At 74.5% G+C, this 14,210-nt stretch carries 13 protein-coding genes; 6 read left to right on the forward strand and 7 right to left on the reverse strand.

The features are described from left to right. Positions 1–50: 50 nt before the first annotated feature. The 3 genes from ACIRBX_RS35520 to ACIRBX_RS35530 form a co-directional block, all read right to left on the reverse strand. A complete protein-coding gene (locus tag ACIRBX_RS35520; protein ID WP_402303894.1) occupies positions 51–1,163 on the reverse strand; it encodes a M24 family metallopeptidase in 1,113 nt (370 codons plus the stop codon). A 518-nt stretch (positions 1,164–1,681) separates the two neighbouring features. Beyond that, positions 1,682–2,701, reverse strand: a complete 1,020-nt coding sequence (locus ACIRBX_RS35525; RefSeq protein WP_402303895.1) for an LLM class flavin-dependent oxidoreductase — start codon at positions 2,699–2,701, stop codon at positions 1,682–1,684. Between the two features lie 181 nt (positions 2,702–2,882). Next, positions 2,883–3,746: a winged helix-turn-helix transcriptional regulator gene (locus ACIRBX_RS35530; RefSeq protein WP_402303896.1), complete on the reverse strand. Its 864-nt coding sequence runs from the start codon at positions 3,744–3,746 to the stop codon at positions 2,883–2,885. A gap of 90 nt (positions 3,747–3,836) precedes the next feature. Here ACIRBX_RS35530 and ACIRBX_RS35535 point away from each other — a divergent pair, with 90 nt between their 5' ends. The 5 genes from ACIRBX_RS35535 (at position 3,837) to ACIRBX_RS35555 (ending at position 8,436) form a co-directional block, all read left to right on the forward strand. Beyond that, the gene (locus ACIRBX_RS35535) at positions 3,837–5,054 is read left to right on the forward strand and encodes an MFS transporter (protein ID WP_402303898.1); all 1,218 of its coding nucleotides are present in this window, start codon (positions 3,837–3,839) and stop codon (positions 5,052–5,054) included. 141 nt (positions 5,055–5,195) lie between these two features. After that, positions 5,196–5,972 (forward strand): potassium channel family protein, encoded by a 777-nt coding sequence (locus ACIRBX_RS35540; RefSeq protein ID WP_402303899.1) that lies wholly within the window; start codon positions 5,196–5,198, stop codon positions 5,970–5,972. Between the two features lie 61 nt (positions 5,973–6,033). Further along, a complete protein-coding gene (rpmG, locus tag ACIRBX_RS35545; protein WP_402303901.1) occupies positions 6,034–6,198 on the forward strand; it encodes a 50S ribosomal protein L33 in 165 nt (54 codons plus the stop codon). Between the two features lie 227 nt (positions 6,199–6,425). After that, positions 6,426–7,244, forward strand: a complete 819-nt coding sequence (locus ACIRBX_RS35550) for a hypothetical protein (protein ID WP_402303904.1) — start codon at positions 6,426–6,428, stop codon at positions 7,242–7,244. Between the two features lie 178 nt (positions 7,245–7,422). After that, positions 7,423–8,436 (forward strand): DUF2278 family protein, encoded by a 1,014-nt coding sequence (locus ACIRBX_RS35555; RefSeq protein ID WP_402303906.1) that lies wholly within the window; start codon positions 7,423–7,425, stop codon positions 8,434–8,436. Between the two features lie 105 nt (positions 8,437–8,541). On the opposite strand, the gene ACIRBX_RS35560 is transcribed toward ACIRBX_RS35555, so the two are convergent. The 3 genes from ACIRBX_RS35560 to ACIRBX_RS35570 all read right to left on the reverse strand — a co-directional run bounded on the left by ACIRBX_RS35560 (position 8,542) and on the right by ACIRBX_RS35570 (position 11,659). Continuing rightward, a complete protein-coding gene (locus tag ACIRBX_RS35560; RefSeq protein ID WP_402303909.1) occupies positions 8,542–10,173 on the reverse strand; it encodes a peptide-N4-asparagine amidase in 1,632 nt (543 codons plus the stop codon). A 193-nt stretch (positions 10,174–10,366) separates the two neighbouring features. Further along, a complete protein-coding gene (locus tag ACIRBX_RS35565) occupies positions 10,367–10,753 on the reverse strand; it encodes a peptidase inhibitor family I36 protein (RefSeq protein ID WP_402303910.1) in 387 nt (128 codons plus the stop codon). Between the two features lie 96 nt (positions 10,754–10,849). Beyond that, positions 10,850–11,659, reverse strand: a complete 810-nt coding sequence (locus ACIRBX_RS35570; protein WP_402303911.1) for an Fpg/Nei family DNA glycosylase — start codon at positions 11,657–11,659, stop codon at positions 10,850–10,852. Positions 11,660–11,888: 229 nt separating this feature from the next. On the opposite strand from ACIRBX_RS35570, the gene ACIRBX_RS35575 reads away from it, so the two are divergent. Continuing rightward, positions 11,889–13,253: a ParB/Srx family N-terminal domain-containing protein gene (locus tag ACIRBX_RS35575; RefSeq protein ID WP_402303912.1), complete on the forward strand. Its 1,365-nt coding sequence runs from the start codon at positions 11,889–11,891 to the stop codon at positions 13,251–13,253. Positions 13,254–13,298: 45 nt separating this feature from the next. Here ACIRBX_RS35575 and ACIRBX_RS35580 read toward each other — a convergent pair whose 3' ends face one another. Then, the gene (locus tag ACIRBX_RS35580; RefSeq protein WP_402303915.1) at positions 13,299–14,132 is read right to left on the reverse strand and encodes an AAA family ATPase; all 834 of its coding nucleotides are present in this window, start codon (positions 14,130–14,132) and stop codon (positions 13,299–13,301) included. Positions 14,133–14,210: the final 78 nt, after the last annotated feature.

The raw sequence follows: 14,210 nt of genomic DNA on the forward strand, positions 1-14,210 counted from the left end.
ATAGCTGTCAAGGAACCAAGGGATTGCGCGTTCCGCAGCCGCCGGGGCGGCTACAGCGCGAGGAGCTCCTTGGTGGTGATGGTGAGCAGCTCGGGCCCGCCCTCTTCAAGGGGGCGTACGACGAGCGTGTCCTCGATCCGGACCCCGCCCTTACCGGGGATGTGCACCCCGGGGCCGACGGTGACCGGCACGCGATTGTCCAGTTTACCCATGTCCGAGGGGCCGAGACGCGGCGCCTCCCGGATCTCGAGTCCGATGCCGTGACCGAGCGGGTGCGCAGTGCTGCCGACGTGGCCCCCGGTGCGGAGGATCTCGCGGGCCGCCAGGTCCGGCGCGTGCTCCGGGACGCCGGGGCCGAGGGCCTCCCGGCCGGCCCGCTGGGCGCGGAAGACCAGCCGGTGCAGCTCGACCTGCCAGGGCGCCGGGGCGGCACCGATCACGAAGGTCCGGGCGGTGGAGATCCGGTAGCCCCGGTACTGGGCGCCGAGCACCACGGTGAGGAAGTCGCCCTCCTCCACCCGGCGGTCGGTGGGCAGGTGGGCCTCCTGGCCGGAGTGGCTGCCGGTGCCGACCGAGACCGGGAAGGCGGCCCGGTCCGCGCCGTGGTCGATCATCCGGCGCTCCAGCTCCATGGCGAGGTGGCGCTCGGTGCGGCCGACCAGGATCGACTCCAGCAGCTCGCCGAGCGCCTGGTCGGCGATCTCGGCGGCGATCCGCAGGTCGGCGATCTCGTGCTCGTCCTTGACCACCCGCTGGCGCTCCACCGCACGGGCCAGGTCCAGCAGGTTGACCCCCTTGGCCAGCCCGGCCACCGCACGGTGCCGGCTGACCGTCAGGTCGTGCTCCTCCACGGCCAGGTCACGCACCCTCAGCCGGGCCGCGTCCTCGGCCACGGCCAGCGCGGTGTCCCGCTCGGCGGGGACGGGCACCAGCGACAGCTCCGGGTCGTCCGGCACCAGGTGCTCGCCGCTGTCGTCCGGGGGCAGGTCGTCGGGCAGCGCGAGCAGGGCCCGGTCCCGGGTGAGCAGCAGGCTGGCGCCGCAGGGGGCGCAGCCGGTGAGGTAGCGGACGTTGGCCGGCCGGGTGATCAGCGCCGCGTCGGCGCCGGAGGCGCTGCAGTGCTGCCTGAGCCGTTCCCGCCGGGCCGCGTGTGCGTCAACCATGCCCCGAGCCTAAGAACCCCGGCCCACCCCCGCCCGCCGAGCGCCGCCGAAGGTGGGCTGCCGCCCTACCGCCCGGAGGCCAGGACCACGCAGCTCCCGCACGCTCCCGCAGGGCCTGAACCACGCAGCTCCCCCACGCTCCCGCAGGGCCTGAGCCATGCAGCGACCCAGGGGCGCGAGGAACTGCGCGCGGGGGAACGCACTGAGCCGTCTGCCGGGTACGGACGCTCACGTGCAGGTGGTTCTCCGTACCCGGCAGACGGGTCTCTGTCTTCCGCCTCGCGCAGTTCCCCGCGCCCCTGACCGCCCTGCGGGCAGCCCCGGCGCGAAGGGGGACGCAACGACCCGTGTGCCGGGTACGGACGCTCACGTGCAGGTGGTTCTCCGTACCCGGCAGGCGGGTCTTCGTCTTCCGTCTCGCGCAGTTCCTCGCGCCCCTGACCGCCCTCCGGGCGGTCCGCAGGCGGTCCGGAGGGTGGTGCGAGGGCGGTCCGGAGGGCGGTCCGAGGGTGGTGGGGTCAGGGGGTGGGCCGCCAGCCGAGGGTGGGGGCGAGGTGGGTGGCGATGTCGGTGAGGATCTGTACGTAGTCCTGGTGGTCGAAGCTGAAGGGCAGGGCGAAGACCACCTCGTCGACCGCCTGGAACCCGGCGTGCGCGTACAGCCGCTCGGCGATCTCGGCGGAGGTCCCCACCAGGTCCGGGGCGAACATCATCCGGGCCGGCCCCTGCGGGGTGGCCGTGCGGGGCAGCCGGGCGCGGGCGTACTCGCCGTACTTGGCGCGCTGCGCGGGCGAGGCGCTGTCGGTGGGGACGACCACCAGGCCCTGGGAGACCCGGGCGCGCGGGCCCTCGGGGTGGTGGGCGCGGAAGGCGTCGATCTGCGAGCGCTGGATCGAGGCGAAGTCCTCGGACTCCTCCGCCCGCACCACGTTGCTGGTCAGCAGGTTGAGGCCCTGGCCGCCCGCCCAGCGGGCCGAGCGCAGGCTCCCGCCGCCGTACCAGACGCGGTCGGCCAGGCCGGGTGCGACGGGCTGGACGCGGTCGGAGTAGACCTCGATGCCCTCGACGCCGCTGAAGTCGGTGGCGGGCTCGCCCTTGAGGAAGCCCAGCAGGCGCGAGACCCGCCGGTAGTCGAAGTCCTCGGCCTCGGCGGTGTCCGGGTAGAGCGCGGGGGCGATCCGGTCCCAGTGGCCGGGGCGGCCGACGCTGAGGCCGGGGTTGAGCCGGCCGCCGGAGAGCAGGTCGACGGTGGCCAGGTCCTCGGCCAGGCGGAGCGGGTTCTCCCAGCCGAGCGGGATGACGGCGGTGCCCAGCTCGATCCGCCGGGTGCGCTGGGTGGCCGCCGCGAGGACGGCGACGGGCGAGGAGATGCCGTGCTGGAGGTGGCGGTGGCGCACCCAGGCGCCGTCGAAGCCCAGCTGCTCGCCGAGCTCGATGATCTGCAGCGTCGACTCGTGCCCCTTCGCGGGGTCGGCCGGGTCGAACAGTCCGATGGTCAGGAAGCCCAGCTTGCGGAGGGGCTGCGAAGGCGAGGGCACCGGGGTCCTCCGTATCTCCGCGACGGGCCGGACGGGTGCGGCGCGGTTCGGCTGGCGGGGCCCGGCCGGTCACCGGGCGCCCGGCCACACTCACACGGGGGCGGTCGGGTGATCAAGGGTCGGACCGGAAAGGCCATCAGGGGCAACACGCCCGTGACGTTCCCGCAGCAGCGGGGGCCGGTCAGCCGGTGGTCACGCCGCGCAGGGCCGCCTCGATGCTCTCGGCGATGTCGGTGACCGGGTACTGGACCTGACGGATCGTCCGGTCCGGGCCGATCACCAGGGTGAGGCGCTTGAGCCGGGTGGTGCCGCCGGCCCGGAGGGTGGGCAGGCGCAGCGCGGCGGCCAGCTCCAGGCCGGCGTCGGAGAGCAGCGGGAAGGCCAGGCCCTCCGCCTCGGCGAAGGCGCGCTGCTCGTCGGTGCGCTGGGTGGAGACGCCGTGCACGGTGGCCCCGGCGGCGGTGAACTCGGGCAGCCGGGCCTGGTAGCCCCGGGACTCCAGGGTGCAGCCGGCCGCGCCGGGGACGGTGCCCCAGCCGGGCGGGTAGAGCTCGGGACGGGCGAAGGCGCCGGGGAAGCAGTAGAGCACGGTGAGGCCGTCGACCGGATCGAGCCGGGCGTCCCCGGCGGGGAGGCTCAGCTCGGGGACGGTGGTGCCGAGCAGGGCGTGCACCCGCTCGGCCTCCCGGGAGTGCTCCTCGGCGGTGGCGGTGTACGCGCCCTCGCCGAGCAGCCAGGTGTCGCCCCAGTCCTGGAGGGCGACCAGCACCGGCAGCAGGCCCCGGCCCCGGTCGGTGAGGCGGTACTCGTACCGGGGCGGGCGGCTCTGGTAGGGCTCGCGGCTGAGCACCCCGGCGTCCACCAGCAGGGCCAGACGCTCCGTCAGGACCTTGCGGGACAGCCCGAGTTCGTGCTGGAGGCCGTCGAAGCGGTACTGGCCGCGCGCCACGTCCCGGACGATCAGCAGCGTCCACGCGTCGCCGACCACGTCCAGGGACTGCGCGACGGCGCAGTTCTCGTCGCCCGGCCCGCCTCGTCTGGGCACCCGACCTCCTCCACCACATCGCCGTTGACCCCCACCCTGCCATGCTGGCATAGTCCGTTCCCTAAAGGAACTCACTACGGGGGCAAGCACGTGCGAGCAGTACCGAAGGCCGTCTGGCTGCTGTCGGCGGGGATCTTCGTCAACACCGTGACCGCCTTCACCTTCGTCTACCTGTTCCTCTTCCTGACCACCGAGCGCGGCATCGGCGTCGCCGGGGCCGGCCTGATCGCGGGTGCGGGCGGGATCGGCTCGGTGGCGGGGAACTTCACCGGGGGCTGGTTCGGTGACCACTTCGGGCACCGTCGGGTGCTGCTGGCCAGTTCGGCGGTCTCCGGCGCGGGGCTGATCGCGCTGCCGGTGCTGCCGGCGGCCGGGCTGCTGGTGGTCCTGCCGCTGTCGATGTACGCCTCCGGCGCGGCCCGGGCGGCCAACGCCACCCTGGTCACCGCCGCCGTCCCGGCGGGCGCCCGGCGGCAGGGGGTCGCGGTGATGCGGTTCGCCTCGAACGCGGGCCTGGCCGTGGGCGCACCGCTCGGCGGGCTGATCGCGACTCAGGTCTCGTACGGCTGGCTCTTCCTGGCCGACGGGATCGGCTCGCTGCTGTTCGCCGGGTACGCCGCCCGGGTGCTCACCGCCGATCCCGGCCGGGCCGAGCGGGCCGCCGTGGCCGCCGGGGGCGAGCCGCTGTGGCGCGCGCTGCGGGCCCGGCCCGCCCTGCTGGTGCTGCTGCCGGCCATCGTGGTGATCGACACCGTCTACCGCCAGCAGTACGGCACCCTGCCGGTCTTCCTCGGCGACCACGGCATCGGCACCGAGGTCTACGGCGCGCTGATGGCGGTCAACGGCGGGCTGATCCTCTGTCTCGAACTGCCCGCCGCGCTGGCCCTGCGCGAGCGCTCCCCGCTCCGGATCATCGGCGCCGGGCTGGTGCTGGTGGGCCTCGGCTACGGGCTGCTGGTGCTCGGCGCCTCGGTCCGGCTCGCGGTCGCCACCATGGCCCTGCTGACCCTGGGCGAGATCCTCTACAAGACCCCGGCCACCGCCTACGTCGCCGACTGCGCGCCGCTCCACCTCCAGGGCCGCTTCCAGAGCCTCTACGCCGGGGCCTCGATCAGCGGCTCGGTGCTCGCCCCGGCCCTCGGCGGCGCGCTCTACGACGCGGCCCCCGGCCTGCTGTGGCCGGTCTGCGCGGTGGCCGGCACCCTCGCGGGCGCGGCCGTCCTGCTGGCCTCCACCCGCCCCCTCCGCTCCCGGTCCCCGCAGCCGGCGGCGGCCGGTGCGGGGACCGGGGCGCTCGAAGGCGCCTGAGCCCGCGTCAGCTCCGGACGGCCCCGGCGGCACCACGCGGCGTCGTCAGCGGGAGTTGACGGACCCCGTCGGAGCGGGTTGGCGGGCCGGCCGGGTGTGAGATGGTCATGCCGCCCCGCACCGTCCTGGAGGTAGCCGCGGATGACCCGCCTCGAACGCTGGGAGCGCCTCACCCAGCTTCCGCTGATCGTCCTCTCGGTGGTCTTCGCGGTCGCGTACGCCGTGCCGATCCTGCACCCCGAGGCAGCACCGCCGGTGCTGCACGCCGCGTGGTGGACCGAGTGGGTGGTGTGGGCCGCCTTCACGGCCGACTACCTCGCCCGGCTCCACCTGGCGGAGCGGCGCTGGCAGTTCATCCGCTCCCAGCCGCTCTCGCTGCTGGCCGTGGTGCTGCCGCTGGCCCAGCCGCTGCGGCTGCTGCGGCTGGTCTCCACCGTGCTGCTGGCCGGCCAGCGGGTGCGGATGGCCGCGCAGGTGCGGCTGACCACCTACGTGGTGGGTGCGGTGGTCGGGCTGCTGGTGTTCGGCTCGCTGGCGGTGCTGGACATCGAACGCTCCTCCCCGACGGCCAACATCCGCACCCTGGACGACGCGCTCTGGTGGTCCTTCACCACCATGACCACGGTCGGGTACGGCGACCACACCCCGACCACCGGGCTGGGCCGGCTGCTGGCGGTCGGGCTGATGCTCTCCGGCATCGCGCTGCTCGGTGTGGTGACGGCGAACATCGCCGCCTGGTTCATCTCCCGCTTCGACGCCGAGGAGCGGCTGGACCGGGTCAACCACCAGGCGATCCTCGAACTCACCGACGAGGTCCGCGCGCTGCGCCGCGAGCTGGCCGCGCTCTCGGCGCAGCGGGCCGGGCCGGGCACCGCGCTGCCGGCGGCGGGGGAATGGACCGGGGTGGGGCCGCGTTGAGGCCCGATGAAAACGGTTTCCAGTCAGCAGAGGCCGGGAGCCCCGCACCGAGGAGGACAAGATGGCGAGCAGCGAGCTGCGCCCGATCGTGAAGCTGAAGTCCACGGCCGGGACGGGCTACACCTACGTGACCAGGAAGAGCCGGCGGAACGACCCGGACCGGATGACCCTGCGGAAGTTCGACCCGGTGGCGCGCGAGCACGTGCTCTTCCGCGAGGAGCGCTGACCCCGGCGGGGCGCACCGCGATGCGCCCCGCCCGCCCCCGACCGCGCTCCTCCGCCCCCGGCCGATCGTCTCCGCCCCCGCCCGACCCCACCCGCCCCGCCGTGCCGGGAACCACCCGAGCTGCACGGCACGTCAACAGCTGCGGGCCGGTCGACGGGGGTACCGGGCCCGGTTGCTAGCATCCGGTCTCCGGCGCAGCTCGGCCGGGTTCCTCGGAGGGGGCAGGAATGGCACGTCGTCCGCCGGTCGGCGCACTGCCGGCCGTGCTGGTGCTGCTGACGGCCGTTCAGGTCGGCTTCGGCGCCGGAGCCGCACGGGCCGCCGAGCCGCGCAACGGCAAGATCAGCACCACCCTGACCGGGCTGCCCGCCACCCTCGCCGTGGGCGGCACCTTCGAGCTGTCGATGACCCTCACCTCGACCTCCCCGCACCGCGTCCAGCCCGGCGGGTTCGCGCTCGCCCTGACCAACGACGCCCGGACCACCGGCACCCCCACCGACGGCATCACGGTGCTCTGGCAGGACCCGGCGAACGGCAGCTGGCGCCCCTCCGACCGGGTGGACCCGGGTGGCCGCTGGCACCTGCTGGAGGCGCCCGGAGCCGTCACCATCCAGCCGCGCGGGACGCTCACCGTGCGGGCCAGGATCACCCTCAACGCCAAGGCCGCCAAGGGCGGTTACCGCGTCAGCAGCAGCGGGGTGGAGAGCCCCCGGCTGATCAGCGTCGGCGAGGACCTGGCCGGTGGCGGCCTGGAGGACGACGACCAGCAGCCGGCCCAGGCCGCCTTCCACTACGGCCCGCCCACCCCGAGCCCCTCCCCCAGCCGCTCCGGCCGCAGCTCCGCCCCGGCCACCCCCAGCGCCCGGCCGTCCACCACCCCCACCGGCCAGGCCCCCTCCCCCACCGCCACCCCGCTGACCGCGCCGGTCACCGCCCCGGCCGCCGCCAGCGGCCCCGACCCGTTCTCGCTCTGGGTGGCCGGCCTGCTCACCCTCGGCCTGGTGGCCTTCACGGTGCACTCGATCCTCCGGCACCGGCGGCGCTGACACCGGCTACCGGGCGCCGGGCCAACTCGCTTACCCGGAAGGGTGATCCACGCCCGGATCGGGACGGCCACCATCGGGTGAACAGGTGGTGATAACCCGCACACCCGACGTCGCACTGCGGGATAACGGTGCCCGTCCAGGCCCGTCGCCCGTCCACACCCTCGAAGGACCCGTCACCATGCCGCTGAAGAACTACGGCGTGCTCTCCGCCCGCGCCGTCGCCCGCCGCCGCGAGGGCGCCACCGACACCCCGCACTACCAGATCCACCTGCGCGACACCCACGGCACCGACTACCGGGCGGCCGTCAACGTCCTGTCCCAGCAGGCCCCTTCGGAGCTGCTCTACGCGGTGGTGGACGACTTCCGGCACCCGCTCACCGCCCTGCTGCCGGCCACCGGCACCGGCTGGACACCGCTGCGCTCCGCGCCCGGCACCGCCGCCGTCGACTTCATCCGGGGCAACCTGTTCGACCCGGCGGTGCTGCGCACCCTGCCGCCGGACCTGCCGGGCGTGGACAACGACCTGGCCGACCTGCTGGACCACTTCGTACTGCGGGCGATCGCCGATCCGGCGGCGCTGCTGCACGTGGTCGGCGAGCGGTTCGGCCCCGAGCCGGGGAAGCCCGACAAGGTCTTCGGCTTCGAACCGGGCAACGGGGTGCACGACGTCCACATGAACCAGGGCAACAGCGGCCGGTTCAAGGACGACAACGGGGTCTACCAGGACGGCGCCCTGCTGGTACACCTGCCCGCCGAGGACCGCTGGATCGCGGTCTTCCTGGCCTTCCAGTCGCAGGCCTGGCACACCGACGACGCCACCGGCCACCCGCTGCCCGGCACCCCCGGCCGCCCGGACGAGCACACCCCGGCCGGCCTGCGGATCGTCTCCGCCCTGGTCAACCCGGTCGGCCCGGACCGGGGCCGGGAGAAGGTCACCGTGCTCAACACCTCGGCCGCCCCGGTCGACCTGACGGGCTGGCAGTTGCTCGACCGTGCCAAGCGGCGGCTGCCGCTGCCCGCGCAGCGGCTGGAGGCCGGCGCGAGCCTGGCGGTGCCGGGGGGCAGCGGCGGCTTCGAGCTGGACAACAAGGGCGGGGCGATCACCCTGCTCGACCCGGCGGGGCTGAAGGTGCACGGCGTCTCGTACACCGCCAAGCAGGCCAAGCAGGAGGGCCGGACGCTGACCTTCTGACGGCTCGCCCCGCCCGGCAGGACGGAGCGCGGTCGGCCGGGGCTCCGGCTGGTGCTGCCCGCCCGGGGGTGCAGGCCTCCGGGCGGGCAGCGGTTCGAGGGACCGTCAGAGCGGCCAGCCGTCGCGGGTGCTGACGGTGCGGGAGTACGGGCCCTCCGGGCCGGTGGAGCGGTAGGTCTCGACGGCCGTGGCGGTGCGGACCGGGGTGGCGCCGTCGCTGCGCCGGGCGGTCGGGGCGTAGGTGTGGTCGAGGGTGCGGCGGACACCGTCCAGGGTCTCGGTGCGGTGCCGGCCCATCACCATCGCGGTGCGCTGGCCGTCGGTGCCGTACCGGTAGTCGACCGTCAGCGGCACGCTCTCGGTCACCGTCTCCACCCGCTGCGGACCGCCGCCCCGGCGGTGGGTGGTCCAGCTCTGCGACAGTTGGTTCGCCAGCTTCAGCGCGGCACCCTCCTCCCGCAACCGCTGGGTGGAGCGGAAGTCCTGACTGCTGCTCACCTCGGTGCGGACCCGCCCGTGCGAAGTCTGCACCCAGCCCTCGGCGAGGTCCTGCCGCCGGGCCGTCACGGTCCAGTCGCCGCTGCCGCCGCCGAGGTCGGTCAGCGCCGTCACCGGCTCGACGGCGGCGGCCACCTGGTGGCGGGTCAGGGCGCCGGTGGTGCGGGCGCTCCCCTCGTCCAGGTCGGCGAAGAGGTTGAGCTGGCCGGTCCAGGAGTCGTTGCTCTGCTGCTCGGCCTGGTTGAGGGTGATCGAGACGGTGTGCGGGCGGCCGTCCAGCAGCAGGCCGACGTACGGGGTGAGGTCCAGCCGGTAGGCGGGCAGCTCGAAGGCGAACAGGCCCGGGGTGGGCCGCCAGAGCAGCGGGTCCCAGCCGCCGGTGTAGATCACGGGGTAGGGCCAGACCGCGCCCGCCACCCGGCCGTCCACCGCGAGCCGGAGCTCACGGAACGGGCCCTGCCCGCAGTACCCCCGGCCCGGGTTGGCCCGGACGAACTCCTCGGGGGCGGAGGCGTAGGCGAACTCCTCACAGGCCCCGCCGCCGCGCACGTACAGCTCGGCGGTGAGCGCCTCCAGGTTCGGCGGGAAGCTGTACTCGCGGGCGGCGGTCAGCCGGCTCCGGTCCAGCGCGAACGGGCCGGAGGTGAGCACCCGGTCGGCGGTGCGGGCGGCCGGCCAGGCCGCCGAGGGGGTGTAGAAGGTGACCGAGGCGGAGATCACGAAGACGCCGGTGTAGGTCTCGTCGGTGACGTTGGCCAGGTCGAACTCGAACGGCTGGGTGCCCGTCAGCACCGGGGCGTAGCGGGTGAGGTCGCGCGCCAGGCTCCACTCGATGCCCTGCTTGGAGGGCTCGGGGGTGGAGGAGAGCAGCACCTCGACCCCGCCCACCCGGACGGTGAACAGCCGGTCGTACTGCCGCCCGGCCACGCTGCCGTGCAGGTCCAGCACCACCATCGACCAGGGTCCGGCACAGGCGGGCGGCACGGTGAGGGTGGCGGTGTACGGGGTGTCCGGCGGATTGCCGTAGCCCGCGCGGAAGGCCCGCTCGTGCATCACCTCCACGGTGCACGAGCGGGTGTCCGGTCGGGTCAGCGGCTTCGCCGCCGTGAACGGGTCGTGGTAGTCGTCGCCGAAGTCGGCGTGCGCGGGGCCGCCGCCGGTCAGGACGGCGGCCAGGGCCAGCACGGCGGCGCCGAACGCGCGGGCCGCGCGGCGGCGGAGGGTCGAGGGTGCGGGCAAGGCGGCCTCCGGGCGGACGGTGCTGACGGATCGTCAAGGCACCGGGCATCCTTCCGCTGGTGAGATGAACCTGTCAATCACCGGGAGGCCACGGAGGCGGACGGACGGGCCGGGAGAGCCGGAGAGCCGGGAGCGCCGGAGAGCCCGGAGGGCGATGGCGGGGAGACGGCTCGGGTGCGGGCGGGCCGGCGGGTCAGCCGGGGCAGCTGCCGCCGCAGAGGGAGCCGATGGTGTAGGTGCCGGCCAGGTTCCCCCGGTCCCCCGCCGTGGTGGAGCCGATCCGGTCGACGTAGGAGGTGCGGTGGTAGTAGTGGTAGCGCTTGGAGGTGCGGTTCCAGACCGAGCGGGTGTTGGTGCCCGCGCGCATCCAGGAGCACTGCGAGCGGGTGTCGGTCGAGTTCTGCGACCACTTGCAGAGCTGGCCGCCGCCGTCCCGCTCGGAGAAGAAGCAGATCCAGCCGTCGGGACAGGACGACCAGCTCCGGGGCGTGGCCTCGGCCGCCGCCCCGGCGGCGGGCGCCAGGGCGAGCACGGCGCCCACGGCCACGGCGGTCAGGGCTCGGGTGAACTTCCGGTGCATCAGGACCCCTCCACTGACGAGTACTTGGAAGGATCGTGCCAGAACGGCCCGCCGGATCACCGACGGGCCGTCCGGATTCACCCGACCGGGGGGCGCTCAGCCGCGCTGGCAGGCCGGGCACCAGAACAGGTTGCGCGCCGCGTGCGCCTCCGTCCGGACCTCGGTGCCGCAGACCAGGCAGGGCATCCCGGCCCGCCGGTAGACGTAGACCTCGCCGCCGTGGTCGTCCACCCGCGGGGGCCGCCCCATCGCCTCGGGGGTGTGCTCGGGGCGGACGGTGTCGATCCGGCCGATCAGGGCGCCGTCGGCCATCAGCACCACCAGGTCGGCCCAGATCGCGTCCCACTCCTCCCGGGTGACGTCCCGGCCGGCGCGGTGCGGGTCGATGCCGAGCCGGAACAGCACCTCGGCCCGGTAGACGTTCCCGACCCCCGCCAGCACCTTCTGGTCCATCAGCAGCGCGGCGATGGTGGTCCGGCTGCGGGTGACGTACCGCCAGGCGTCCTCGGAGGAGGCCCCGGGGCGCAGCGGATCGGGGCCGAGCCGGGCGTGCACGGCGGCCTTCTCGGCCCCGGTGAGCAGCTCGCAGGTGTTCGGCCCGCGCAGGTCGGAGAAGAGCTCGTCGTTCTCCAGCCGCAGCCGGACCAGGCCGACCGGGGCGGGCGCGGGGGCCGGCCCGAAGGTGAACTCCCCGTACAGGCCGAGGTGGACGTGCAGCCAGCGGTCCCCGGAGAAGCCGAGGAACAGGTGCTTCCCGTGGGCCTGGGCCTCCGTCAGGACCTGACCGTCGATCAGCCGGGCACCCTCCGCGAAGCGGCCCTGCGGGCTGCTGACGGCGACCGGGCGGTGCGCGAAACCCTTGGCGTGCTCGGTGGCGAGACGGTGGATGATGTGGCCTTCGGGCAAGGCTGTCCCCCTCGGACGGTGGCGGCGATGGCCCCATTCTCCCACTCGGGACCGACACCCCGGACGGGCCGCAGGGCCCGTACCCAGGCACTTCCCAGGGGTGCGTGGCACAGGGTTCACTTGCCCGTCACCCGGGCACCACCCTGCGGCCACCGGTTGAGCCGTCGTCAGTGGGTGGATATCCGCCAGCACCCGTCGCACATCGGCCACCCACCGCAGGAGTCGCCCCATGAGCCCCGCCCCCGCCGCCCCGCAGCGCCCCGGCCGCCGCCGCACCGCCCTCGCCGCCGCCGGTCTGCTCGCGGTCACCGGCCTGGCCACCGTCGCCTCCCCCGCCTCGGCCGCGCCGAACCCCGCGCTCAAGGCCCAGCCGGGCGACCTGCTGGACGTGACGCTGGACCAGCTGAAGCCGACCCAGCCGGCCATCGGCTACGACGAGGTCTACTACAAGCTCGGCCGCTACACCGCCACCAAGGACGAGGCCAACGGCAACCTCAACAAGCGCTTCGACGACTGGTGCGAGACCAACGGCCAGGGCGTGGCGGCCACCGTGCAGCCCGGCGCGCGGATCTCCGACCCGGCCTCCTTCACCTGCACCATAGCCGTGGGGCAGGAGACCGAGGAGAGCCGCACCGAGATGAAGACCGTGGTGGTGGGCCCGGGCGGCGCCCTCTACCTGACGGACGGCCACCACACCCTGACCTCCTTCCTGGAGGCCCCGGACGGCGGTCCGAAGCTGCACATCCGGCTGATCGTGCAGGCCAACTACAGCAAGCTCTCGCCGGCCGCCTTCTGGCAGAAGATGCAGGAGCAGAAGTGGGTCCGCCTGCTGGACGCGGACAACAAGGCGATCACCGTCGACCGGCTGCCCGCCCGCCTCGGCCTGGCCGGCTTCCAGGACGACCCGTACCGCAGCCTGGTCTACTTCACCCGGGACATCGGCTACGCGGTGCCGGACGACGCGGCCGAGTACCTGGAGTTCGCCTGGGGCGACTGGCTGCGCGGCCAGGGCGTCGGGCTGCCCGGCTCCTACGACCCGCGTGACTCCGCCTCGTACCTGAACGCGGTGCGCACCGCCTCGCAGGCGATGACCGCCGTGCCCGGCTCCACCGTGGTCACCCCGGACGGCCGGACCGCCGACCAGCTCGGCCGGATGGCCTCCTGGAACAACGGCAAGAAGCCCACCGGCGGCGAGTTCGGCAAGCTCAGCGCCCCGATCACCGACGCCAAGCCCGGCAAGATCGCCTACGCGCTGGACTTCCGCGCCAAGGTGCCGACCGGCCCGGCCTGCACCACCACCCTGACCGGCCGTCAGACCGGCCCGCTGGTGGTCAACTCCGGCACCACCTGCCTGACCGGTGCCCAGCAGTTCGGCCCCGTGGTGGTCCGTCCGGGCGCGAGCCTGGTGGTCCGGGGCTCCGACATCACCGGCCCGGTGCAGGCCGTCTCGGCCGGCACCGTGCAGCTCTGCGGCACCGTGCTGACCGGCCCGCTGAGCGTGCTGTACACCAAGGACAAGCTCACCCTGACCGCCCCCGGCTGCACTCCGAACGTGCTGAACGGCCCGGTCCAGCTGGTCGGCAACCCGGCCTGAGCGTGACGGCCCGCCGAAGGACCCGGGCCGAAGGCTGACGGCCCGTCAGTGGCCCGGCCGGCCGCCCGCGAGGGCGGCCAGCCGGGCCGCTATCACGCGGTCCAGCGCGGCGGCCGTGCTCGGCACGTCCAGCTGGGAGTTGTCGATGATCGGCAGTCCGGTGCTGTACCAGCCGGCCATCCGGCCGTGGATCCGGGCCACCTCCTCGTCGGAGAGCCGGCGGTTCCCGCTGCGGCGGGCGTTGCGGGCCAGCACCGAGTCCAGCCCGGGGAGCAGCACCACCGGGATCATGCCGGGGCCGATGTGCCGCTTCCAGCCGCCCAGGCCGACGGCGGGCTGATCGGGGAAGACGGCGTCGTCGATGATGCAGGAGATGCCGTTGGCCAGGTAGTTGCGGCAGGCGAAGCCGCAGGTGCGGCGGGCCAGCCGGTACTGCGCCTCGGAGGCGTCGTTCCACCCGGACTGCGGGTCGGCGAAGCCCGCCTGCACCCACTCGCGGACGTCGTCCAGCGAGATGTGCGCGGTCGGGGTGGGGCGGCGCTCGGCCCAGTACCGGGCCACCGTGGTCTTGCCGGCCCCGGCCGGGCCGATCAGCAGCACCGCCAGGGTGGGCTGTGCCGGGTGCGGGGGCACCGGGCCCGGATGGGGCTGGGCATGCGGCTGGGCGTGCGGCTGCTGGGGATGGGGCTGCGGTCCGTGCGGCTGCGGGTGCGGCATCGGGAAGTGGCCGGTCTGCGGGGGCGGCGCCACGGGGTACGGCGGGCGCGCCGGTGGGGGCGGCGCCACCGGGTACGGCGGCCGCCCGGCCTGCGCCGCGAACGGGTGACCCGGTGGCGGCACCTGGCCCCCCGAAGCCCCTGCGTACTGCGTCACTTGCACCTCCCGTCCGGGAGACTACACGGCGCCCTGGTGGCGGGCACAAGCCCGCCACCAGGCAACTGATCGTCCGTCAGTACG

It is taken from the genome of Kitasatospora sp. NPDC096147, from assembly GCF_044763225.1.
Classification (GTDB): domain Bacteria; phylum Actinomycetota; class Actinomycetes; order Streptomycetales; family Streptomycetaceae; genus Kitasatospora.